The organism is Fictibacillus sp. 18YEL24 (assembly GCF_015903855.1).
GTDB lineage: Bacteria > Bacillota > Bacilli > Bacillales > Fictibacillaceae > Fictibacillus > Fictibacillus phosphorivorans_C.
In genome coordinates this window covers 496,551-521,180 of record NZ_JACZDT010000002.1, presented here as the reverse complement: position 1 = coordinate 521,180, position 24,630 = coordinate 496,551, and the positions used below count along the sequence as shown (strand labels likewise).

22 protein-coding genes are annotated in these 24,630 nt (G+C 42.0%); 5 read left to right on the top strand and 17 right to left on the bottom strand.

Annotation, left to right across the window (positions count from 1 at the left end; translation table 11 throughout):
• Positions 1 to 6: 6 nt before the first annotated feature.
• From HU823_RS08015 to HU823_RS07980, 8 genes are all read right to left on the bottom strand, one after another.
• A complete protein-coding gene (locus HU823_RS08015; RefSeq protein ID WP_197221728.1) occupies positions 7 to 828 on the bottom strand; it encodes a carbohydrate ABC transporter permease in 822 nt (273 codons plus the stop codon).
• Positions 829 to 846: 18 nt separating this feature from the next.
• Positions 847 to 1,791 carry a carbohydrate ABC transporter permease gene (locus HU823_RS08010; protein ID WP_197221727.1) on the bottom strand — a complete coding sequence of 315 codons (945 nt, stop codon included), beginning with the start codon at positions 1,789 to 1,791 and terminating at the stop codon, positions 847 to 849.
• A gap of 67 nt (positions 1,792 to 1,858) precedes the next feature.
• Positions 1,859 to 3,187, bottom strand: a complete 1,329-nt coding sequence (locus tag HU823_RS08005; protein ID WP_144697645.1) for an ABC transporter substrate-binding protein — start codon at positions 3,185 to 3,187, stop codon at positions 1,859 to 1,861.
• 395 nt (positions 3,188 to 3,582) lie between these two features.
• Positions 3,583 to 5,946: a glycoside hydrolase family 10 protein gene (locus HU823_RS08000; protein WP_197221726.1), complete on the bottom strand. Its 2,364-nt coding sequence runs from the start codon at positions 5,944 to 5,946 to the stop codon at positions 3,583 to 3,585.
• 186 nt (positions 5,947 to 6,132) lie between these two features.
• Positions 6,133 to 6,870 (bottom strand): glucosamine-6-phosphate deaminase, encoded by a 738-nt coding sequence (nagB, locus tag HU823_RS07995; RefSeq protein ID WP_197221725.1) that lies wholly within the window; start codon positions 6,868 to 6,870, stop codon positions 6,133 to 6,135.
• Positions 6,867 to 8,054, bottom strand: a complete 1,188-nt coding sequence (gene nagA / locus HU823_RS07990; protein WP_197221724.1) for an N-acetylglucosamine-6-phosphate deacetylase — start codon at positions 8,052 to 8,054, stop codon at positions 6,867 to 6,869. Before nagA ends, nagB begins: the two co-directional genes overlap by 4 nt.
• Positions 8,055 to 8,086: 32 nt before the next feature.
• The gene (locus tag HU823_RS07985) at positions 8,087 to 8,884 is read right to left on the bottom strand and encodes a MurR/RpiR family transcriptional regulator (RefSeq protein ID WP_144697637.1); all 798 of its coding nucleotides are present in this window, start codon (positions 8,882 to 8,884) and stop codon (positions 8,087 to 8,089) included.
• Positions 8,885 to 8,899: 15 nt separating this feature from the next.
• Entirely contained in the window at positions 8,900 to 9,580 is a 681-nt protein-coding gene (locus tag HU823_RS07980; protein ID WP_197221723.1) for an N-acetylmannosamine-6-phosphate 2-epimerase, read from the bottom strand.
• Between the two features lie 408 nt (positions 9,581 to 9,988).
• On the opposite strand from HU823_RS07980, the gene HU823_RS07975 reads away from it, so the two are divergent.
• The gene (locus HU823_RS07975) at positions 9,989 to 10,963 is read left to right on the top strand and encodes a nuclease-related domain-containing protein (protein WP_197221722.1); all 975 of its coding nucleotides are present in this window, start codon (positions 9,989 to 9,991) and stop codon (positions 10,961 to 10,963) included.
• On the opposite strand, the gene HU823_RS07970 is transcribed toward HU823_RS07975, so the two are convergent.
• Both HU823_RS07970 and manA read right to left on the bottom strand, forming a co-directional pair.
• Positions 10,952 to 11,125, bottom strand: coding sequence for a hypothetical protein (locus HU823_RS07970; protein ID WP_197221721.1), 174 nt, complete (start codon positions 11,123 to 11,125; stop codon positions 10,952 to 10,954). The two genes, HU823_RS07975 and HU823_RS07970, sit on opposite strands and share 12 nt — an antisense overlap.
• Positions 11,126 to 11,195: 70 nt before the next feature.
• Positions 11,196 to 12,155, bottom strand: coding sequence for a mannose-6-phosphate isomerase, class I (gene manA, locus HU823_RS07965; protein WP_197222002.1), 960 nt, complete (start codon positions 12,153 to 12,155; stop codon positions 11,196 to 11,198).
• 217 nt (positions 12,156 to 12,372) lie between these two features.
• On the opposite strand from manA, the gene pxpB reads away from it, so the two are divergent.
• The 4 genes from pxpB to HU823_RS07945 are packed head-to-tail and all read left to right on the top strand — an operon-like array spanning position 12,373 to position 16,109.
• Positions 12,373 to 13,074, top strand: coding sequence for a 5-oxoprolinase subunit PxpB (gene pxpB / locus HU823_RS07960; protein ID WP_305069401.1), 702 nt, complete (start codon positions 12,373 to 12,375; stop codon positions 13,072 to 13,074).
• Positions 13,071 to 14,084, top strand: a complete 1,014-nt coding sequence (locus HU823_RS07955; RefSeq protein ID WP_144697629.1) for a biotin-dependent carboxyltransferase family protein — start codon at positions 13,071 to 13,073, stop codon at positions 14,082 to 14,084. Before pxpB ends, HU823_RS07955 begins: the two co-directional genes overlap by 4 nt.
• A 15-nt stretch (positions 14,085 to 14,099) precedes the next feature.
• Complete coding sequence (locus HU823_RS07950; RefSeq protein WP_197221720.1) at positions 14,100 to 15,290, top strand: NRAMP family divalent metal transporter; 1,191 nt, start codon at positions 14,100 to 14,102, stop codon at positions 15,288 to 15,290.
• A 27-nt stretch (positions 15,291 to 15,317) separates the two neighbouring features.
• Entirely contained in the window at positions 15,318 to 16,109 is a 792-nt protein-coding gene (locus HU823_RS07945) for a putative hydro-lyase (RefSeq protein ID WP_197221719.1), read from the top strand.
• Positions 16,110 to 16,435: 326 nt separating this feature from the next.
• On the opposite strand, the gene HU823_RS07940 is transcribed toward HU823_RS07945, so the two are convergent.
• The 7 genes from HU823_RS07940 to HU823_RS07910 all read right to left on the bottom strand — a co-directional run bounded on the left by HU823_RS07940 (position 16,436) and on the right by HU823_RS07910 (position 24,561).
• Positions 16,436 to 17,407 (bottom strand): carbohydrate kinase family protein, encoded by a 972-nt coding sequence (locus HU823_RS07940; RefSeq protein WP_197221718.1) that lies wholly within the window; start codon positions 17,405 to 17,407, stop codon positions 16,436 to 16,438.
• 15 nt (positions 17,408 to 17,422) lie between these two features.
• On the bottom strand, positions 17,423 to 18,913 hold the full coding sequence (locus HU823_RS07935; protein ID WP_197221717.1) for a glycoside hydrolase family 32 protein: 1,491 nt from the start codon (positions 18,911 to 18,913) through the stop codon (positions 17,423 to 17,425).
• 60 nt (positions 18,914 to 18,973) lie between these two features.
• Entirely contained in the window at positions 18,974 to 20,410 is a 1,437-nt protein-coding gene (locus HU823_RS07930) for a PTS transporter subunit EIIC (protein WP_197221716.1), read from the bottom strand.
• A 165-nt stretch (positions 20,411 to 20,575) separates the two neighbouring features.
• Positions 20,576 to 21,568: a LacI family DNA-binding transcriptional regulator gene (locus HU823_RS07925; protein ID WP_370630052.1), complete on the bottom strand. Its 993-nt coding sequence runs from the start codon at positions 21,566 to 21,568 to the stop codon at positions 20,576 to 20,578.
• A gap of 103 nt (positions 21,569 to 21,671) precedes the next feature.
• Positions 21,672 to 22,475: a YihY/virulence factor BrkB family protein gene (locus HU823_RS07920; protein WP_197221714.1), complete on the bottom strand. Its 804-nt coding sequence runs from the start codon at positions 22,473 to 22,475 to the stop codon at positions 21,672 to 21,674.
• Between the two features lie 424 nt (positions 22,476 to 22,899).
• A complete protein-coding gene (locus tag HU823_RS07915) occupies positions 22,900 to 24,192 on the bottom strand; it encodes a hypothetical protein (RefSeq protein ID WP_197221713.1) in 1,293 nt (430 codons plus the stop codon).
• 126 nt (positions 24,193 to 24,318) lie between these two features.
• Complete coding sequence (locus HU823_RS07910) at positions 24,319 to 24,561, bottom strand: hypothetical protein (protein WP_197221712.1); 243 nt, start codon at positions 24,559 to 24,561, stop codon at positions 24,319 to 24,321.
• Between the last annotated feature and the right edge of the window lie 69 nt (positions 24,562 to 24,630).

The window sequence follows — 24,630 nt, the reverse complement described above, 5'->3', positions numbered from 1 at the left end:
TGTAGGTTATCCTTTTACCGCTCCGTCTGTTGCTCCTGAAATAAAGTACTTTTGCAGCCAGATAAAGATTAGTAAAGTAGGAATTGTCGTTAGTATGGATGCGGCAGAGATTAATTTTAAATTGGACCCGTCAAAGTTCTGTGAAAGCTGTGCGAGCCCGATGGATAACGTGTACATGCTGCTTTCTGTTGAGTTAAGCAGCGGCCATAAGTAATCACCCCATGTGCCCATGAATGTGAAGATCGCCAGAGTTACAAGCGTTGGTTTCACAAGGGGCAATACAACGAGATACCATACTTTAAAGCGGTTTGCGCCGTCTAAGTAAGCCGATTCTTCAAGTTCTTTTGGGATACGCAGATAGGCTTGGCGCATTAAAAAGATTCCGAACGCTGTTGAAACCTGCATCACAACAAGACCGATATGTGTGTTTCTTAGTCCAAGTTCTCCTGCTAGCTGAAAAAGTGGAGCCATGTATAGCTGAAACGGAACCATCATCGTTGAGATAATGAGTGCCAGAACAACACTTCGTCCTCTAAAGTCCATTCGTGCAAGCGGATATGCTGCTAAGCTGCAGAACAATAAGTTTAAAGGAATCGCGATGACTGTAATAATCGCTGTGTTCATAAAATAAAGTCCAAAGTTCGCTTTTTCAAATGCCGTTACGAAGTTTGCAAGTGTTGGATCTTTTGGAAGAAGACTTGTGTAGATGCCTTCACTTCCTGATTTCATTGCCATAAATAATGTGATCAGAAACGGTCCGACCGTTAGTACAGTGATGAGTACCATAACGGCGTAAAGCCATATTTTACTGTTTTGTTTTGATTTCATGAGATTCCCCCCAATCTATTAAACACGTAGATCGTCTTCGCGTTTACTTGTTAACTTCATCTGTAAAAGTGATGCGGCGATCGCAAGTACGAGTAACACGATACCTGCAGCAGACGCGATACTTACGTCAAGACTCATAAATTTGTTGTAGATGTACATTACGAGCGTAGTGGTCGCACCTGATGGACCACCGCCTGTTGTTAAGGCGATCTCTTCAAAGACTTTCATTCCGGCAATGATCGTCATAACCGATACGAGTGTAATAGATGGCGTCAGCATAGGAATTGTAATCTTCGTAAACTGCTTCCAAACAGATGCTCCATCAATACTTGCAGACTCATAAACATCCTTTGGAATCGATTGCAGACCAGCTAAATAGATAATCATATAATAGCCAAGTCCCTTCCAAACAGTGATGGCTGCTACCGCTGTTAGTGCGGTTGATGATTGAACCAGTAGATTGGTAGGACCATCGAACACGCCTAGTTTTACTAAAAACTCAGAGATAATACCGCTTTGTGAATAAAGCATCTTCCACATGAGCGCAGCTACTACCATTGGTGTGATAACTGGTAGATAGTAGAGAACGCGGAACGTGCCGGCTCCTCTTATTCTTTGGTTTACAAGGACTGCTAAAATCATTGGTAAAAAGACGTTTAACGGCAAAACGATCACGAGGAACGTAAGCGTGTTGACTAATGCAACCCAGAAATACTTATCTGCAAACATCTCTTTAAAGTTAGCTAGACCAACATATTCTCCAGTACCCGCAATGATTTTATAATCCAGAAAACTCCACTTGAACGCTTCTAGGATGGGAAACACTAAAAACGTCGCTAGAATCACGATAGCTGGCAGTAAAAACAGCCATGGCGTAAGGAACTTCATGCTAAACTTTTTCTTCTTTTTTGTTGCTTTGATTTTTGTTTTTACATTTGGCAGCACAACAGGTTCTCTGTTCATGTTAGAACCCCCCTTTTAAAAAGTAGAGACTAGGCTTTATAAAAAGCTAGTCTCTTCATCTACTACATTAGAATGTTACTTTTTCACCTGATTTTTCAAACGCTTTGTTCCACTCAGAAGCAAGTTCTTTTAACGCTTCTTTCGGAGATAGTTTACCTTGTAAGTTTTGGATGAAGATGTTCTTTGTTGCTGTACGCAGGTCAGCACTGTTTTCCGTTGGAGGAATGAGTACTTCTGCACGGCTTAAAGACTTAGAAGCTTCTAACATACCGAATGCTTTTGGAGAATCTCCTGGATTCTTAAAGTAGTCATCTTCTAGAGATTTCTTTGTAGCTGGAAGAACGGTTCCTGCCGTTTTAGCGAATTCTAATTGGTTTTCAGCATTCGATACAAACTCAGCAAGTGCTACTGCAGCATCTTCGTTCTTTGTTTTTGCTGGTACCGCAAAGTTCATAACCGCTACGTTCACTGGTGCATCATCTGCGTTCAACGGCTGTCCTGCTTTAGAAGCTTTGTACACTTCAGGAGCTCCTGATTCAATCGGTCCTAGGAAAGTTACGCCGCCTTCAAGCATAGAAACGTTTCCTGCCATGTAAAGCTCTTGACCTGTTTTAATTGAACCTTCCGCTGCTTCTTGAGGAATGATTCCTTCTTTATACATCTTCTGAGTTGCCTCAAAGAATTCTAATAGATCTTTGTTATCTGCAAACTTTGCTTTACCATCTTCGACGATAGGAGTTCCGTTCGCGATTGAAACCATTTTTTCCATGATCGTGTTTCCGTCATTAATAACCGGGAAGTATGAAGGCTTTCCAGTTGCGTCTTTTACTTTTTTCGCAGCTTCATAAAGTCCCTTCGTATCGGTAGGAAGCTCTGAAACGCCTGCTTTTGAGAAAGCATCGTTGTTATACCAAGAAACAGTTGTTGTTAAGTACCATGGCAAAGCATATAGCTTATCGTCATACATACCAGACTCGTATGGTCCTTCTACAAAAGAGTCCTTCGTCTCTTCGCTCACCGCATCTGTAAGATCTAATAGTCCGCCTTGAGCAGCAATGTTAGACATATAATGAGGATTTAAGTTAACAACATCAGGAACATCGTCACCTGTGAGCGATGTTAACACCTTTTGCTCCATCTCATTTTGAGGAACGTCTTCGATCACAACATCAAGTTTCGGATGAAGCTTTTCGAAGTCTTTTTCGATATTTTTGAAGTAGGTGTCAAATGGCTCACCTGCTAATGACGCTGTCCAAAGTGTAACTTCTCCGGAAAGCTCTCCATCTTTAGCAGACCCTTTCGCCTTATCATCTTCTCCGTTGCTGCACGCGATCAAACTTAGTGACAATGCTGCTGCTAGTGAACCAGAAACCCATGTTTTTGTACGTTTCTTCACTTTTCATTTCCCCCTCAGAAACATTTTGGTAAGCGTTTTCTTGATAACTCAATTATAAAAGTTAGATTAAGAGATTTCAATCCATTTTAAAAATAATTTTCATTTTTTATTAATTTTTGAAAATTAATTTCTTCGCTTGCTGGTTAGATGCATAATTGCGCTTTTACGGTACGTGATTTTATATTTTGTTACACGTTCGCTCCATTCATAAGTGGTTTCACTCCAACTAGTTTGGGTTTCGCTCAGAAATACTTATGTTTCACTCCAACATGGTTAAGTTTCACCCCGTAGAATCATCATTTCACTCCGTACCAAACTAAAATGAAAAAGCTGACAACAATAGGTCACTAGATGTACCTTTTGAGCCAGCGTTTCAATTTTTAAGTAGAGTAAAATTACTTTTGATGCTTTAAAGCGTAATTCACCCACATTTTCGCATCAAGAAGATCAGCTTTCATTCTTTCTCCAACCACAGGAGCAAGTTTTTCGTCCGTGACTGCCTTTTCTACTTTAGCCACAGTAGAATCAAACATGACAGAACTGTTCTTAATATCTTTTTCCACTGATTTATTTAGTTTTTTGATCGCTAGTTTAAGAGAAATGCCTTCTTTTTTATTTATTGCACCTTGAGGTATATAGATTTTCGTTATTTGTTTTTCAATATCTTTTAAAACGGTTTGTGTAGCATGAATCGGTTCCTCACCAGGGTTCACTGCCTTCTCACGCCAAGGTCCCTTACCTAGAGCATCTACAGACGGCGCACTCGCTTGGCCAAAAGCAAACATGTTCACACCGGACGTTCCATACTTCGCGGACATAACGTCACTCACGCTCGCCATTTCACTTAAGTGGTGATAAAAAGAGTAAATTCCTGTGTAGTACATCGTTCCTTCTGGCATCAGTTTTTTGCTCTCTGTTACTGTTTTTTGAATGCTATTGAAGTCGTGTCCATATGCTTGTGGTATGACGCCATCAATATCCTCTTTCCAGTCGCTGATCTGTGCCGCTTCAGGTCCTGGTTCAGGTGTTGCCGTCAGCATAAACTTTTTGTTCATCTCTTTTGTTTGAACGTGAAGCTTGTCAACAAAATCGTTCTCACGCTCTCGCAGCCAATCCAGCCATTTTTCCCACTCTGCAGGTGTTGTTGTTGGTGATAGTGTGTACGGATCAATTCCTGTCTTTTCTAGATAAAGTTGTGTTGTTCTCTCACTGAAACCATAGCTCTCTTCAAACTTATGATGAGGGTAACGCATATAATCAATGTTCAGACCTTTGATGTCATAGTCTTTCTGCATCTCTTTATAAATCTCTAACATGAAATCCTGAACATCAGGCTGTGCGATATCAAGCCAGTAATATTTGCTCGCTGTATCTGGCTGGAACGTTCCTGTTGTATTGCTGCGCTGAATCGCTGCCCACTCTGGATATTTTGCGAATTGAGACGGAACACCAATGCTGCTTTCTCCGATCATAAATCCATCGGTCCACGCCTGGATTGTCATGCCGCGTTTTTTCCCTTCTTTAACATAAGCAGCAAGAAGATCTTTTCCGTACTTGCCATAATCACCATTCGCAAAGCGTGGATGTTGTGCCGGCAGACCATATTTCTCCATGATCTCACTTGGATAGATTGTATAACCCCAGAACGTTGTTTCTAAATAGACGGAGTTAAAGCCTGCTTTCTCCATGCGATCAAGAACTTGCTTAACACCTTCAAGCGTTGTTTCTTCTGGGCGATACCAGATCGCACGTTGCTCTGCTTTATGAGAAGCAAGTGAATAATAGTACGCGTCATAAGCGGATTGCGTCGCTTGTCTTGTTCTATCCAATGATTTTACAGGATCGCTTGTTTTGATCGCTTCCGCTTCAGCTAAAAGTGACTCCGCTTTTTGAATCGCAGCATTCGCTTCTTCAAACGCGACATCTAAATACTCTGCTTTTGCTTTTTCAATTGATGACTTCGCTTGATCAATCGCTTGTTTACTTTGGTATTGAAAACTCTCAACGTCTTGTAAGATTTCCACAACACCGTTTGCACTCACATTAACCTTCGCACCAATGATGGAGTTGGAAGAGATCCAGCTCGAATTTACTCCATGTCCGCTCACGACAAAACCGTTTTTAGGAATCTTAGAGTTTCCGCCTCCAAGTTTTGTAACAAAACCGTTCTCTACTGTAATTTCATAGCCATATTGATTCGTTTTTGTGGACTCACCGAACGCCGGAGTATAAACGATTAACTGATCAGGTCCACGGAATCCATCAAATACAGCTCCACCTGGGTTGGATTCTCTAGTAGGATCTACCGCATGTGACTGTTTTTGTTCACGTTTTTCAGTTGGCTCAGTTAATGTAACGGACTCTCCCGCTTCCAATTGTGTTAAAAAGTTTCTGATTTCTGTCGTTGAAACATCTCCAGTTGATAAAACGATCCCGTTCTCAGGAATAGCGCTGTCACCATCCGTGTCTTTTACAACACGGTATGTATTTACACCCGTTTTTTCTAATACTACTTCCATACTTCCTTTTTGTGTTTCCGTGTAATAACTAAATTCATCGTTAAATAAAATGAGCTTGTTATCATTGGCTAGCTGATTTTTGCCGTTGATCGCCATTTGATCGCCTGACTCATCTTTTACGGACAGGACATTGTAAGGTACATTTTCTTGCGCTTTAACTGAACCTGACAGGTCAACAGCTGAAAATACAAGACTAGTAGCAAGGAGGGAACCCGTTAAGACTTTAAATTTTTTCTTCATAATCAGTCTCCTTTTATTGTTTTGGTAACGCTTTCAAATTATTATAATGTCTTTCTAAATTATTTTCACTATTATTAAATTTATGAAATTTATTTTCATTTTCTTATCTGATTAGGGCGGACAAGGGGTTTCAGGTTAAAAACACGAAAAAAGACCCTGTTAAAAAAGGGTCTTTTTACTTATGTTTTAAATTTTTTTTACTAGCGAAAGTGCCTCTTCGTCTGCAAGAATCGTTACGTTATGATGATTTTTTAACGCAGATGCTGGCAACTGTTCATTGACTTCATCTGTAGTTAACAATTGCTTCATCACTTCAGCTTTATTGATGCTTGAGACGAGTAGTAATATCTGCTTCGCCTTTAAGATAGACGCGATTCCCATTGTAATGGCTTGCTTTGGTACGTCTTCTAAACGTTCAAAAAATCTAGCATTCGCTTTACGAGTTGTTTCATCAAGCTCCACGATATGGGTGTTTGAATAAAAAGAAGTTCCAGGTTCATTAAATCCAATGTGCCCGTTGCTTCCGATACCAAGGATCTGGATGTCCACACCTTCGGCTTGGCTCAGCTCAACATCATATCGCTCGCATTCAGCTTTTAAATCCTCTGCAGTTCCATCAGGAATATGAATTTGAGATTGAGGAACGTTAATATGTGCAAATAAATTTTCCTCCATAAAATACCGATAGCTATTGGAGTCATCTGCATCAATTCCAACATACTCATCTAAGTTGAAGGTACACACCCTCTCATAAGAGGTTCCGTTACTCCTGTAATCTTGAATCAATTCCTTATAAAGTCCGATCGGTGTTCCACCTGTGGCAAGTCCTAATTTGGCATCTGGTTTAGATTGAACTTTTTCAATAATGATTCTCGCGGCAATCGAGCTCATGTCTTGGTAATCTCTCACTTCTAAGACTTTCATGCTTCATCACCTCTCCGGTAAGCGATGTGCCCTTTACAAAAAGTCATCACCACTTCAAAATCTTCGTCCAGAACAACGATGTCGGCATCCTTTCCTGGCGCGAGACTTCCTTTACGGTCATACACGTTTAGCTCCTTTGCAGGGTTAACAGATGTCATCTGAATGATGTCAGAAATTGAACAGCCAGTAAATTGCATCATGTTCTTCACCGCTGTGTTCATCTTGATGATGCTGCCAGCAAGTGTTCCATCTTTTAGTGTCGCCGTCTCATGTTGAACGGTTACCTCCTGGCCGCCAAGATCGTACTGCCCATCACCAAGACACTTTGCCCGCATCGCATCTGTCACTAACACGACTTTCTCATTTCCTTTTTGTTTGTAAGTTAAAGAGATGAGTTCCGGCCGAACGTGAATTCCATCAGCGATGAGTTCAGTTGTTAGTTCATCGTGTAAAAGAGCCGCTCCTACAACCCCAGGCTCACGATGATGAAGTCCGCGCATTCCGTTATAAAGGTGAGTCACATGAGAGGCGCCGGCCTTCATTCCTGACACCGCTTCTTCGTATGTCGCATCAGAATGTCCGATCGACGTGACGATATTTTGTTCATGCAGATAGGAGATGACTTCAAGACTACCTTTAATTTCAGGTGCGATCGTAACGAGCTTAATGTGCCCTGAAGCTAAATCTTGCCACTGTTTAAATAGTTCTAAATCTGGTTTGATGATCGCGCCGACAGGCTGTGCACCCGCTCTTTTTTCAGAAATAAATGGTCCTTCAAGATGAACGCCGAGCGTTTCAGCTGTTCCTTCCACTTGCCCAGCTTCAATAAATAAACCTGCGTTTTCAAGCGCTTTTTCAATTTTGTTCTGGTGCTGAGTCATCGTTGTTGCAAGAAAGCTAGTCGTACCTTCTTGAGGCAGGACACTCGCAATGGTTTGTAGCGCATCAAAGCTAGCATCCATTGTGTCTGCACCTGCAGCTCCATGAATATGAACATCAATCATTCCAGGAACGATGTGATACGTTTCAGGAAGTTCGATTACCTCTGTTTGATCGTCACCTGGAAAAAAGTCCGTACTCAAATCTATTATTTTTCCGTTTTGTATGGTGATTGAGCCTCTATGCATGGTTTGGGTCTCGCCGTAGATCGTTGCATTCTTTAAGGTGATTTTTTTTCTAACCATTACACTGCCTCCAATAAAGGGTGGGGAGTAATCTATCTTTCCCGTGATTTGATTGCTTCTACCGTTTCTAAATATTTTTCTTCTCGTTTGCTATCCGATAAAAAATACAGACTGATCCTGTCGATTAAATATAATGTACTTAAATCTAATCCTGTTAATAGGTGATGATTTCGAAGCGGATGCACCGTCCACAAAATAAGATCTGAAATTTTGGTGAGTGGCGTTTCCCCGAAAGCTGTAAATGCTATTACAACAGCTCCTTTTTCTTTTCCTTTAGAAATGGATTGAAGAAGATCTACAGTTTGTCCGGAACGAGAAAATGCAAGGATCACATCGCCTTTTTGCATGAGTGTGCTACGAATAACCATTAAGTGTGGATCAGTAATCGATTCACATACAAAACCCATTCTGCTTAAACGATAGTTTAATTCTTGTGCCGCTAACCCAGAACTTCCAAGTCCATATATAAATATCCGCTTTGCTTTTGTCATGTGAGCTAAGACTTTCTGAAGTTGATCTCTGTCTCCTAGGTCCTGGACATCTGTCAGCATATCTCGATAAGAGGAGGAAAGCTGCTGTTCGATCCCCTCTTCTTCCTTGGATTCAGAACTTCCAGCAAGACGCACTTTCATCTCTACAAAATTCCGGCATGAAACCTTTTTCGCAAATCTGGTGATCGAGCTGATTGATACGCCAGTTGTATCGGCAAGCTCCTGAATATGGCTTCGCGAAGCTTTTTCAGGATTGGCCAAAATGTAATTCGCTATTTTCTTTTCCTTATCAGATAGCGTGGAAAACACGCTTTGTATTTCTTTGAGTAACGAAGCCATTGATAAACATCCTTTTTATTTAGGAATTTGAGCAACAAATCGAGCTGTGATCTGCTGCGGACGCGTGATCGCACCGCCTACAACAACAGAATAAGCACCGATATGAAGTACATCTCTTACCATCTCGGGCGTCATGATGTTGCCTTCTGCAATCACTGGGATGGATACTTCTTTTAATACCTCTTTTAAAAATTGAAAGTCATTTTCATACAGTTTGTGTTTCTTAGATTCCTCCGTGTACCCAAAAAGAGTCGTAGAAACACAGTCAAAACCTAGTTCCTCAGCATTCTTGGCTTCTTTAACGGAAGAGATGTCAGCCATGAGCTGCACGTTCGAATTCTTCTCTCGAGCGTATGAAACGAGTTCCTCTAGAGTGAGCGCTTTCGGTCTTTCTCTGAGTGTCGCATCTATTGCAATCATTTCACAGCCGCTCTCGATTAATTCATCTATTTCTATTTTTGTTGCGGTGATATAGATTTCGCTGTCATCATAATCTCTTTTCACGATTCCGATAACCGGCAGATCCACTTCTTGTTTGATCGCGAGTATGTCTTCTTTGGAGTTCGCACGAATACCAGATGCTCCGCCTTCTTTTGCAGCAAGAGCGAGTTTGGACATGATAAAAGAGCTATGCAGTGGTTCATTTTCTAGTGCTTGGCATGATACGACTAAACCTTTTTTGATTTGTTTTAACATATGATCTACCTGCCATTTCAGTTTTTGTGTGAAAATATTAATCAAGACCTAATTTGTTTTGGTAATTATTTTCTTATCACTATTAAAATAGCATATTTCTCGAGTTGAAAACAAAGAAATTTTTATTGTGCACGCAATTTGATAGTCACTGGTGAATCATTTACGGTACGTGTTATTTTATTTGTTACACGTTCGCTCAAACATTGAAGGTTTTCACTCCAACTTCGTTTCTTTTCGCTCAGTAAAGCAATGTTTTCGCTCCAACGGTAACTAGTTTCGCTCAGAAAGTTCACTGTTTCACCCAGACTCGTACTTTTCTAATGTAAGAACCACAGAATTTTTTTTGATGGTGGAGGATTTTGTCTAAAAAAGTAGAAATAGTGCTCAAAACTAGAAAGGAGAGATGCAATGATAATAAAAAAAGCTTCAGAGTCTATTAAAATTAAAAAACTAAAGTTGATTATGAAGAGATTTCCACTTCACCATCCTGTTCGTAATGAAATCGAAGTTGAATTAATTAAAAGTGTGACCGGTTATAATGGTGAAAAATCCCTCGACTATCACTTGGAGTTACTACCTAAAGACGAAACTTACATTTTCCATGATCTTCGCCTGCCTTTTGGGGCAAACTACTTTCAAATCGACATCCTCATTTTAACGCCAACTTTTTTTCTCATACTCGAAGTTAAAAACATGTCCGGCACATTGATTTTTGACCAAGAATTTTACCAACTGATACGAATATACAAAGACAAAGAGGAGGTTTTCCCTGACCCTATTTCACAAGTTTATCGACAAACACATTTATTGAGAGAATGGCTCAAACAACAGAAATTCCCCTATATTCCCATCGAATCACTCGTCGTCGTAAGTAACTCCAACACACGTGTTAAAAGCATTCCCCAGCATGAAAACATTTCAAATAAGGTTACTCATAGTGCTAATGTACTTGCAAAGTTTCATAGATATCAGAACACCCGAACGAAAGACGTGATTTCTAAAAAAGATATTAAAAAATTATCTCGTCTTTTACTTAAGCATCATAGCGAACCGAACCATCACTATTTCCAACAATTTTCAATCACTGAAAGCGACTTGTTAAAAGGAGTGGCTTGTACAGAGTGCCTTAAACTGCCTATGATTAGATCGAGGAGAAAGTGGTTTTGTCTAAAATGCGGGCATTATGACAAACTTGCCCACATTGAAGCTTTAAGAGAATATGCTTTTTTGTTGAAACCCTCTATTACCAATAATGAATGCTGTGATTTTTTTCAAATCCCCTCACGGCATATCGTCAAACACCTGCTAAATTCGATTGAACTTCCAACCTCCCAATCTGGAAAACATAAAATTTACCATCTTGAAGATTTATTACGTATGTAATGTTTTTTTATGCTGTTTTACGGTACGTGTTATTTTATTTGTTACACGTTCGCTCAAACAATGCTGTGTTTCACCCCATAAATGATGCGTTTCGCTCACTCCAATGCTAATTTGGCTCCAGCGACGCAACGTTTCACTCCAATCAGCCTCCGTTTCACTCACAAGTCTCACCCAATCCTGATACCAAACAAAAAACAACCGGAATTCCAACATTCCGGTTGCTTCATCTTCTCTATATAGTCGGATGTGACACGATGAACCGAGCATCACCGTTCATTCCGAAACTTTTTACTGTTGAAGGGACGATAAAGTGATCACCTTTGCTAAATGTAGATGTCGTTCCACCTTCTACCTGCAGTTCACCTTCACCATCTAGCACGCTTACGAGCAAATAAGATGGATTTTCAACCTCAGCAACAGCTCCAGCCAGATTCCAATGATAAACGGTAAAGTAGCTCTCCTTCACCAGTTTTTTGATTCTTAAATCATCGTTACCTGACAACACCGGTTCAAAGTCAGCGTCTTCGTGTGGAATCATCGCGACTTCGATCGATTTTTCAATGTGCAGTTCACGTAGATTCCCTTCATCATCACGACGGTCGTAATCGTACACACGATACGTAACATCTGAGCTTTGCTGCGTTTCAAGAATCATCGTGCCTGCGCCGATCGCGTGGATCGTTCCGTTCGGTACATAGACGAAGTCACCTGGCTTGATCGCCACTTTACGAAGCAGCTCGTCCCACCGGTTCTCGTTTACCATCTCTTCAAACTGAAGTTTGGAACCCGCGTGATGTCCATACACAAGCTCTGCTCCTGGCTCACAGTCGATTACGTACCAGCATTCTGTTTTTCCGAACGCTTCGCCTTCTACTTCGCGCGCATACGAATCATCAGGGTGCACTTGAACGGACAAGTCGGTCTTTGCGTCCAAGATTTTTACAAGCAACGGAAAGTCTTCACCTTCTTGGTCAGCAAAAAGTTCTCGGTGCTTATCCCATACTGAATTCAATGTCTCTCCTTTTAATGGTCCGTTCACTACTTCACTCGGCCCGTGCGCATGGGCGGAAATTCCCCAGCACTCTCCCGTTGTTTCAGTGGGAATCTCATAACCGAACTCATCACGGAGCTTCGTACCGCCCCAGATTCGGTCCTTGAATACAGGTTTTAGAAAAATAGGTTCATTATACACGCTTTTCACATCTCCCCACATGGGTATAGTCCCTCCCATTCTAAACGTTTGTTTAAAGATAAACCACCTGATACCATAAAAAAATCGGACTAGAAATTATTACTATCGGGAATCTAAGAATGTAGGTTTGATTTTGTCACATATTCCGATATACTAGACCTTTATAAATATACAAATATTCTGATTAATTTTACATAAAAAGACAGGAGATCTGATGATGAAATATACCATTGAGCCGCTTGGCGATAACAGCATGATCATTGAACTCGGACAAGACATGAGCCATGAGATCCAGCAAAAAGTCAAAAAAGTCTCCTCTTTCTTTGAAGAGAATAAGTTTGAATGGGTGATTGAAACCGTTCCTGGTTTTACGACTGTGGCTGTTTTTTATGATCCTTTGAAAATCAAGACGACAACACTTCCTTATGATGAAGTACGCGCATTTTTGGAACCGCTTTTAGAAAAATTAGAGGTTGATGGTGACACTGAACCTCGTGTGGTGGAGATTCCCGTCTGTTACGGCGGTGAGTTTGGTCCTGACTTAGAGGAAGTCGCGAATCATAATGGACTGACGGTTGACGAAGTAATTGATATCCACTCCAATGGTGAATACACAGTTTATATGATTGGATTTGCGCCTGGCTTTCCTTATATTGGTGGCATGAGTGAAAAGATTGCTGCACCGAGAAGAAGTAATCCGAGACTGAAGATTCCAGCTGGTTCAGTCGGGATTGCCGGCAAACAGACAGGCGTGTATCCGATCGAAACGCCTGGCGGATGGCAGCTGATCGGCAAAACACCCCAAAAGCTCTTTACCCCAGAAGGAGAAACACCTTCCCTGCTGCAAGCGGGTGACCAGATCAAGTTTGTACCGATCTCAGAAGAAGAGTTTCAAAAAATAGAGGAGGACGCGAGATGATTAAGATTACAAAGCCTGGCCTCCTAACGAGTGTTCAAGATTTAGGCCGTTACGGTTTTCAAAAATATGGTGTGATCACGAGTGGTGTCATGGACACGACTGCGCATCGGATAGCAAATTATTTAGTTGGAAATGCTGAGAATGAAGCAACATTAGAACTTACGTTGCTCGGACCTGATATGGAGTTTAGAGAAGACACGCTGATCTCGATCTGCGGCGGCAATCTTTCTCCTTCTATTGACGGGAAACCTGTGAAGTTATGGCGCTCAGTCCTTGTAACAGCTGGGAGCAAGTTGAAGTTCGGCGGCTGTAAAACAGGCTGTCGTGCATATCTCGCTGTTGCGGGAGGTTTTGATGTACCCGAAGTGATGAACAGTAAATCTACATACTTACGAGCGGGAATCGGCGGACATAACGGAAAAGCTCTGCAAAATGAAGATGAGCTTTCTATTGGTGAGCCGAGTGAACTTTCCCGAAAAATAGCAAAAGTTTTAGCGGCACAGCTCGGAGAGAATAAATTCGTGGAGATGCAATGGACGATCTCGTCTGATTTTATCGGCTCTTCTGCTTCTAAACCGCAAGTTCGAGTCATAAAGGGCAGACAGTACGACTGGTTTACAACAGAAAGCCAGATGAAGCTTTTTACCGATCATTTTGAGGTTACTTCACAGTCAGATCGGATGGGTTACCGTTTAAAAGGACCTGAGCTTGCTCTCGAAGAGAAACAAGAGATGCTTTCTGAAGCTGTAAGCTTCGGAACGATTCAAGTTCCATCAGAAGGCAATCCGATCGTACTGCTCGCTGACCGCCAAACTACTGGCGGATACCCAAAGATCGGACAGATCGCAACCGTCGATCTCTCAATCATGGCGCAGCTGAAGCCTGGAGACAAAGTGCAGTTCGTAGAAGTTTCACACGAAGTGGCTCAACAACTCTACTTAGATCGTGAAAAGAAATTGCATCAGTTAAAACAAGGAATCGCACTTAAAATACGACAAGAAACGAAGTAATTTAGGAGGTAAGTTATGAAGAAAGAGTCAAAAGCTAGTATTCTCTTAGGAGCCGCGTTCTTGATGGCGACATCAGCGATCGGGCCAGGGTTTTTAACACAAACCACACACTTCACGTCCATTCTTGCTGCAAGTTTTGGTTTTGTCATTTTAACATCTATCATTATTGATATCGGCGCGCAGATGAACGTATGGCGAATTATCGCTGTATCTGAAAAAAGAGCACAAGATATCGCGAACGCCGTACTTCCGGGCTTAGGTGTATTCCTAGCTGTATTGATTGTTATTGGAGGACTCGCGTTTAACATCGGAAATATAGCCGGTGCTGGTCTTGGTTTAAACGTATTGTTCGGCGTCTCCCCTACAATGGGAGCTGTACTCAGCGGTATCGTTGCCATCTTAGTATTCGTCGTACGTGAAGCTGGAAAAGCGATGGATCGTTTCACTCAAGTTGCTGGTTTCGTCATGATCGCATTGACTGTATATGTGATGTTCACAGCTCAACCTCCTGTTGGAGAAGCGGTTGTAAAAACGTTCGTACCTGACACGATTGATATTTTAGCGATTGTTACGCTAGTGGGTGGAACAGTTGGTGGATATATCACGTTTGCCGGAGCACACAGATTACTTGATGCAGGTATTAAAGGGAAAGAAAACCTAGGTGAAGTAACAAAAGGTTCGATCTCGGCAATCGGGATCGCATCTATCATGCGTATTTTCTTATTCTTAGCGGCACTTGGTATCGTGTCTCAAGGACTCGCACTTGATCCTAAAAACCCGCCAGCTTCTGTATTCCAATTAGCTGCCGGAAACATTGGTTACAAAATGTTCGGTGTCGTTATGTGGGCCGCTGCCATCACGTCTGTTGTTGGTGCAGCATATACATCCGTTTCGTTTATCCGTACGTTGAATGCAACACTCGAAAAGTATCATAAGTGGATCATCATCGGATTTATCGCCATTTCAACCATTGTCTTCGCGCTAGTTGGAAAACCGGTAGCGATTTTAATTCTTGTGGGAGCGTTAAACGGACTCATTTTACCGATTTCACTTGGTGTGATGCTGATTGCAGCATACAAACCTAAAATCGTCGGGGACTATAAACATCCGATGTGGATGACTGTCTTTGGCGCTGTGATTGTTCTGATCATGGCAGCGATGAGTGTGTACACGATGTACACAGAAGTTCCGAAACTATTCGCATAACTACTTTTATAAAAAGGGGAGCTTGTTATGAACGCACTAGACCGTTTAACTCCAGTTGAAGCTCGTGAACTGATACGCCGCAGTGAGTGGAAAAAGCCGACAAGCGGACTCGCAAACGGCTTTACACAAGGAAATCTTGTGGTGTTGCCGAAAGATCTGGCGTTTGAGTTCCTCCTGTTCTGTCAACGAAATCCGAAGCCTTGTCCGGTGCTTGATGTAACTGAGCCAGGTTCCGCAGTTCCAGCCTTAGTTGCGCCGAACGCTGACCTAAGAGTGGACATACCAAAGTACAGCGTCTATCGTCACGGCCAGCTCGTTGAAGAGTATACCGATATTACTTCGCTTTGGAATGAAGACATGGTCGGCTTTCTGCTCGGTTGCAGCTTTACGTTTGAGCATGCTTTGATGAATAACGGCATACCCGTTCGTCACATCGAGCGTGGCTGTAACGTTCCGATGTTTAAAACAAACATAGAATGCGTGAAAGCTGGACGATTTGAAGGTCCGATGGTCGTGAGCATGCGTCCAGTTCCAGAAAAGGATGTCGTTCGTGCAGTTCAGGTAACAAGCCGCTTCCCTTCTGTTCACGGAGCTCCGGTTCATATCGGGAACCCAGAAGCGATCGGTGTTCATGATCTATATCAGCCAGATTTCGGTGACCCTGTACAGATTCATGACGGTGAAGTTCCTGTGTTTTGGGCTTGTGGGGTAACGCCTCAAGCCGTCGCGATGCATGTAAAACCTGAGATCATGATCACGCATGCTCCGGGACACATGTTTATTACCGATGTTCGTGATGAAAAGTATGGCGTTTTGTAAGTTGAGACTATTAAGTGAGGAAAGAATCTACTTTTGTAGATTCTTTTTTCTTTTTACGGAATGGTTTTTTAAGTGTGTGGATGACTATTTGGGTAAGATAGTTGTTCTGAGCGGTGGTGACGAGCGTTTTATCGGTGAAAAGGGAGCCATCATCGGTGCTCGCAGCTACGTTACCGGTGAATACGTTGCGTTTACAGGTGGAAACAAGCACATTAGCGGTGAACGTGTAACAAATATAAAAACACGTACCGTAAAATCCACCATTCTTCACATCAAAAAAGGCAGTCAAAAGTATATCTACTTTTATAGACCGCCTCTCGCCTTGCTTAACCCCTACCCATTAGTTCCAGTACTTGTGTCTTATTCGGCAATGCAGAGATCGCACCTTTTCCACTTGCCGTTAATGCACCGCTTGCATTCGCAAACTGCAAAATTTCTTTCTGGTGCTCTTGGAGTACGTTTACTAAATTCTCAAGTGTAGCTTCTACCTCTAACAGTTTAAACAAAAATCCACCGATAAACGCATCACCTGCACCCGTTGTATCCTGAACTTCAATCTTGTACCCTGATGATTCCCACTTTGTATCTCTGACGTAGAGGTCAGCTCCTGCTGCACCCTTCGTATACACTACTGCTTGCACATCACCTACAAACATTGATTGAATGGCTTCATCAACATCATGGATTCCTGTGATGAATTCCAGCTCCTCATCGGACACTTTCACAATATGTGCGTGCGGCAAAAACTCATGAATCGCATTCCGGCAATCTGTCGCGCTCTCCCATAGAGGCAATCTCACGTTAGGGTCAAAACTCACGATTCCGCCGTTTTTTTTCACATACTGAACCGCTGTCCGATGTGCCTCTTTCATCGGACTCTCCACAAGGTCCACGGAGCAGAAATGAAGGATGTCTCCTTCACTAAACCACTTCTCATCGATCTCTTCTCTACTCAGAAGCAGATCAGCAGAAGGTTTTCGGTAAAAGGAGAAATCGCGCTCACCGTTTTCTTTTAACGAAACAAACGCAAGCCCTGTATTCGCTTCTTTCGTGCGAGAGATCTTTTCCGTCTCTACCCCTGCTTTCGTCAGCTGTTCGATAAGAAAATCACCAAACGCATCGTGACCAAGTTTTGTTATCATCGATGATTCTAAACCAAATTTCGCAACCGCAGCAGCAACATTGGCCGGAGCCCCACCAGGAGCACGTTCAAACGAAATTACATCTTTTAAGGCAACACCTTTTTGTTCTGGAATAAAATCGATTAGTACTTCACCGATTGAAAATAGTTTTGACATACTCTCACCCTTACCTTAAACCGTAATTCCTTGAGATAGCTCGTGTTTCGTATAGCTACCCCTCAACTTATCATCACTGAACACTTTGATTCCTTTTGATTCTTTTTTAGGGAACACTCTTGTCGTAAACACAATTTCTCCATCATTGATAAAAATTTCTGCTATGCTGTGATCAACAAACACGTGGACCTTAACTGAATTACTAATCGCAAGCTCTGAACTTCGAACAAATCCGAAATCGCCGCCAAATGCTGCATCGAATTTTTCACGATTCACAGAGACGGTTTGTTTTTCTCGGTCAAACGCTAGGATTAGACCTTCCGTTTCAGATGCAAACAATTCTACGCCAAATTGGTTTGCTTCTATATCGCTAAAATCAAGCTCCAACTCGTATTGATCTGACGCATTCTGTATCTCAACAGCTCCCTCCACAATCTCCATCTCAGAGGATTCCAATCGTACCCTTAACTGTTTTAACTCTTCAGCTGGTTTTTGACGAAGCTTACCATCCACAACCTCGAGCTCACGTGGCATTGAAAGGCAATGCGCCCACTTTTCCTTGTCTGTCGGGTACTCGACCTCCCCCATTCCAGCCCATGCGAATAGAAGACGTTCATTATTTTTTCCTGCAAACGATTGTGGTGCGTAAAAGTCAAAACCTTTATCCAGTTCGTGATATGTTTCTACCTCAAATGTAAGTCTCTCAATATCTAACTTTCCGATAACAGAAATCACATTATATAGATTATGATAGTTATGACCATCAGCATCTAAGCCTTGCGGAGAAACAATAAGTACATCTTTCCCGCTGACTTCGAAGTAATCAGGACACTCTAGCATATACACAGAATTCGGCAGATCTAACGCTAGCTTCAATTCGCCTTTAAAACGCCAATCCACTGCATTTTCAGATTCATAGACAATGAGGGCACCTGTCTGGTCCGTGCGCTGTGCACCTAACAACATGTAATAGCGTCCGTCTTTTTCAAAAACCTTCGGATCCCGAACATGTCCCGTATACCCTTCTGGAACACCTTCGATCACGGGGTTGTTAGCATATTTCGTAATCGTGCCGTCTTTCTCCATGATCGCCAAGCACTGGTTAGCCGATCTCTCTTCTGCACTATATTTGATGTTGCCTGTGTAGTACATATACAGCTTTCCATCCACTTCAAGGGACGCTCCTGAATACGCACCATGTGATTCATAATCCTCTACCGGAACAAGTGCTACCGGCTGCCTTTCCCAGTTCACAAGATCACTCGATTTCACATACGCCCAGTGCTTCATGCCGTGCATAGCATCAAACGGATACCACTGGTAAAACACATGAAACTCGCCGTTAAAATACGCAAGACCGTTCGGGTCGTTAATCAATCCGAACTGAGGATGTATATGATAAGCTGGCTTCCATAGGGAATTAGCCGACATCCCTTTTAAACTTTCCAATTCATTTTCTTTTGCTTCCAAGATCGTTCTATATTTTGGTTCCATATATTTTGCCATAATGAGTCCTCTCCTGCTTAAAATAGCGATGAGAGGAATTTCTCCCTCTCATCCTTGAGATTAATCCATGTTTGGTTTTCTTACCTTTAAATAAATGATCGTTAGAATCGCTCCGACTGCGAGTGCTAAAAGGTTTGCCGCTACATAGTGAAGATGTCCACTGTCTTTTGCAGCGATGATCGCAAATCCAGGTATAGCCGTTGCGCCAAAACCAAGAGCTTTGATTCCTGATAAGTAGACATAAGCTCCGCCGATCGCGCCACCGATACTTCCCATGATCAGAGGAAACTTGTATTTAACGTTTACTCCGAACAGAGCTGGCTCTGAGATTCCAAACAACGTTGAACCAAATGCAGAAACACCAATCTGTCTCGCCTTTTCACTTTTCCACATCGCTAACGTGTAACCAAGAACAGCTCCACCCTGCCCCATCAACGCAACAGACATTAATGGCATAATAAAATTCGATCCTGTATCCGCGATCAATTGAGCCTCAACAGCTCCGATGACGTGATGAAGACCTGTGATCACGATGATCTGTTGAACGCCTGCAAACAGCATGAAACCGACAATACCCAGATTATCAACAGACCACATCAGCCCGTTTGTAATCCCGTCAGACAGCAAACGGCCTAATGGACCGACCGCTGAAAACAATAGAAATCCAGATACAACAATCGTTAAGAACGGTGCCAAGAAAAGCTTGATCATATCAGGAACTTTTCGGTTAAAGAATTTATCCAGCTTCGCAATAACAAATCCCATCATCAGGGCGATGATAATACCGCCTTGGAAAGCAACAAGAGACACTTTTAAACCAAATAAGCTGATTACTTCTGGTTTAACAGTCCCGTTTCCAACTGCATAGGCATTGGCAAGATCCGGGTGAAGCATGATCGCTCCAAGCACAAGACCAAGTACTGGATTACCACCGAACCGTTTTGTTGCTGAATAAACAACGAGCAGCGGTAAAATCGTGAAAATACCAGTAGACATGATTGAGATGAAACGGTTAAATCCTTCGATGGCCGGATACATCTCTACAACTGATTTCGGACCAAAGATTCCTTTTTGGCTTAACAGCCCTGTAACACCCATTAAGAGTGCAGCCGCAAGCAAGCCAGGGATAATTTCGACGAACACATCAGACAGTGCTTTAATTCCTCTTTGGAACGCATTTTGTTTTTGAGCAGATTGTTCTTTTACGTCGCCAAGTGACATTCCAGAAATGCCAGCTTCCTCCGTAAATACGGCATACACGTCATTGACCGTTCCTGCTCCAATGATGATCTGCAGCTGATCGCCAGCTACAAACGATCCTTTCACATGGTCAAGTTCACCGATAGCTTTCGTGTCAGCCAGCGAGTTATCTTTAAGTACAAGCCGCAGTCTTGTTGCACAATGAGCTGCGCCTTGAATATTTTCTTTTCCGCCTATCAATGTGATCATTTCCTTAACGGTAGGCAGGTATTTTGATTTTATATTTGAATCAGCCATCGTTTGTTCCTCCCCTAGAAACATTTACGGAACCGGTTCCAATTTAAGATAAAAAAATTTCCGCTGTTCCCATTAAAGGTAATACTCTTATGGGAACCGGTTCCACAAACCTATAATAAGATAGCTGATAACATTTTGCAACCCTTTTCTGAAAACGTTATCAGCTTATATTTTTTTCACACTTTCTCCTTCAATAAAATGAAAACCGGAGACCTGCAGTTTCTGTACTTCTTCACCTTCTGTCATTTTGATGATCGTTTTTGCAGCTTGAATACCCGTCTGTTCATTTTTAAAACGAATCGTGGTTAGTGTTGGATGAATAACTTCCGAAATGTTATACCCTCCAAAACCAGCCAGTGAATAATCATCCGGGACTTTTTTTCCGAGTTTCGAGATCGTCTTCATCGCTCCAAATGCGATCGTATCTGTTGCACAAATGATTGCTGTAGGTGTTGAAGTTTCAAGTGCTTTTTTTGTAACGTCAGAAGCGTTATGTAGATCGAACTGTGAGATGTATGTATGAACTTCTGTGATTCCTGCTTGTGCAAGTCCATCCAAAACGCCCTGCTTACGCTTCTGCCCAACTGCGACATCACTTTCGGTTACGCCTAGATAGACAATAGATCGATGGCCTTGAGTTGCCATGTATTGTCCCATTGCAAAACCAGCTTGATAATCGTCATTTATGATGCAGTTAAACGCATCTACTTCCTGCGCAACAACGAGTACCGGAATACGAATGGACTTTATAGTTTGGTAATGCTTATCTGTTATACCCGTAGAAATAAGGATGATACCGTCAACTTTTTGGCGTGACAGATTGATCAGGCTTTCGATTTCTCGATCTACATGCTTGCTCGTGCTGATGATGAGCGTCGTATATTCTCGCTTTCGTAGCTCTTCATCAATCGCCATCAATACAGTAGACGTTACATACGAATCCAACGTAGGAGCGATCACACCAATAAAATTTGTTTTCTTCGCTTTTAAGCTTTGAGCGAATGAGTTCGGTTCATAATTGTTTTCTTCGATGACTTTTCGAATTTTCGCTTTCGTTGTTTCACTAACATTGCCGCCGTTTAGATAACGAGAAACAGTACTTTTGGCAACGCCTGCGAGCTTCGCTATATCCTTGATCGTTTTATTCATGTCATTCACCTGCTTTTTTAAAACTGCTAGATGGTTACCATTATAGTATATGGATAGAGTTGTTTAAAGATAAGAAAAAAGACTGACCCTTCAAGAGGTCAGCCTTTATTATTTATTTACTTGGGTGCACCACGGTATTCAGCAATCCACCTAGGATGATGATCATTGCTGACAGGTAGAACCACAGCATCAGAACGACGAGACCTGCAACTTGGCCGTACAGCGCGGAATAGTTGCTTCCACTCACGTACGTAGCGAACCCCATTGAAACAAGCTGCCAGCCGATCGTCGCAAAGAACGCACCTGGAAGTACTTTTTTAAATCCAAGCTTAATGCTTGGTGCAAAGGAATAGAGCATGATAAAAAATAACAGCAGAAATACGGTCCCTATTCCCCACTGGATAATAATCCATAGCTTTTGAAAAGCTAGGTTTGAAAAGATGCCTTCGAGATAAACCCGCAGAATTTTTTCAAACAACGGTACAAACACGGAGAACAGAACAGCGATCATGAATCCAACAGTTAACAATAGACTTTCTAGAATCTGTTTTAACATGTTCTCGTCGTTTCTCACTTGATAAGCATCATTCATAATACGCTTCATGCTTTGAAAACCCATTGATGAAAGCCACAAAGTGACGATCAAACTAAACGACAATAGGTTTCCTTCTTGTCTCATAACGGTATAGGATAATGTCTTATCAATCAGATTGTATGTGCTCTCTGGCGCATACGGCTGGACTAGCTCTAGTATATTTTCTTCTCTCAGTGGTAAATATGTCAGTAACGAATAGATGACGAGCAAAAATGGAAAGACCGACATTAAAAAATAATAAGCCATCTGTGCCGATAAATCGTACACCCTCAATTTGAGAAATCGGTCACCTAGTTGTTTTAACACTTTAACGATATTCATGTTGCAACACCTCTTTAGTTAAAGCCAGTCCATAAATACAGTAATATAATATATACGTTAAAAGTAGTCAAATCAGATCACTTTTTTCGAAAAAAAATTTCATATGTTGAATTTTTCGAGTGTTGGTTTGTTTAAAAGGAATTCATTAATTTACTAAAATGAACCAGAAAATCATCTATGGGTCGTCACGAGACTTCTATGGGTCATCATAGCCTTTCTATGGGTCGTCATGAACATCCTATGAGTCTTAATGGGGTTTCTTTGAGTCAAACAATATTCTATGGGTCGTCGTTCACATTCTATGGGCCTTCCGTATGTTTCTATGAGTCATCATACCTGTCATCATTCCTGACCCTCAAAGTCCCATCAATCACACACGAAAAATGCCCCTCATCAACATGAGAGACATCTTCCTCTACCTATTTTATTTCACCGCTCGAGCAGCAGCTTCCACAAGATCGACTGTTTGATCCACTGTATTTCGGCGAAACTCCTTGAACTCCTCTGTGATATATACAGATTTGTCTTCTGGGTAAAATTCTTGTGCTGCAATATGCAGATGTCCGCCTGGAATGTCGGTCGCACCTAAACCTAAGCGAACGCGATTCGAGCGGTACATGCTTTCGTTAGACAGATAGCTTCCGCCTCCACCTTCTTTTGCTTTAGAGCCCGGTGTTGGTCCATCCTCATTACAAACTGCTGGGTCCTCAAAGTTCGGCGGCAGCCATTCACAAACTTTATCATTTCGGAAAACCGGCCACGGTCCCGTTTCAGCCGCAATCATTTCTTCATACGGAAGGGTGGTTTCAATAAACTCCGGAAGCGGCTTTGGCATCGGCCAATGAGCTACAGGTGGTGTGACTTCTGCTCGTTCTTCGAGCTTGTTGTCAGCTCCCGTATGATAGCGTCCGGCATATCCTTCGATCGCCATCTTACGCGGTCCACCTTGGCTGATAGTCATGATTAAGTCCACTTGTTTCGAGCCTTGCTTCAAAAATGGGCCAAACGTATTCTCAACGATTCCTTCTTCAAAGTCATCCCATCGAACAGGGAAATTCGCCGCTTGAATGACGGCTAATCCATCACCTGTCCACACCCATCGTCCGTCGAGCTGCAGACCGCTTGCACCTGAAGGGTTGGTTCGTCTAAATTCTTGTTCAAGGCGGTACGGATCGAATCCACTCACAAGGATCCTCTTCACTTTCTTGCTTTTTGGAAAGTCGATTGTCGTAATGCCTCTTGATGTATATTCTAATGATTTTATTAACTTTCCGCGTTGTTCTTTCGTGACGTTAAACGCAGGATCCCATTGTCTGAGAGCACTCGTCATATGTAATCTTGCCCAGTATAGAGGGCGGTCATCGTAGGAATCAAGCTCACCTAAATCCGGTCTCTTACCTTGAGCACGGTCAACGGCTGTTTTCCATAGTGCCGTTCCATGCTTCTGTATCACTTTTTCAGCTTTCTCTGGAGTTCTTGCTGAACATAGATCTTTTTTAAAATGATCCACGTAAGAGGTGAATTCACTTTCCTTCAATAACTGTTGTGGAATCGGTCGGCCATCCTCAATTCTTTGTTCTTCTGCTGTTAACGCTACATTTGAATCAAAACAGCTTGTCTTATTCTTTGCTTCCGCTGTTTGACCATTTTCAAAAATAACGACTCCGAGCAACAAAGCGCACGTCATTCCAATACTTTTTCCAAAAGATATCTTCACGAAACCACTCCTTTTGTTCTTTATTGTAGAATAACGACGGAATAATTTGAATAGTATGAATTGTTTAATCCTTTATCTCCCCGTCGAAAACAGCCATCCTACTACCCAGGTATAAATGAGTGTTTTTTATCTTCGGTTCACATTCAATACGATGATCAATAGAATAAATGCGATTCTGATACTCCGGTCTTTTGTGACTACCTTCAGAAGTCCGATAAAAACGAGACCTAATATAGGGCGTTCTTCTACTAAAAGGATTGCGATGATATCAACGAGCAGCAAAACTTCGTCCAGCTCAGCTAACTGTTCCTCACCCATACCCTCACCCGCTTTTTGATTAGTGTATGTTGTGAGTGAAGAGATGCTCATTTTTTAAAAGCATCTTAATGTCATTTCCGTTAAAAATCCTGTAAGCTGTACACATCATAAAATGTTAGA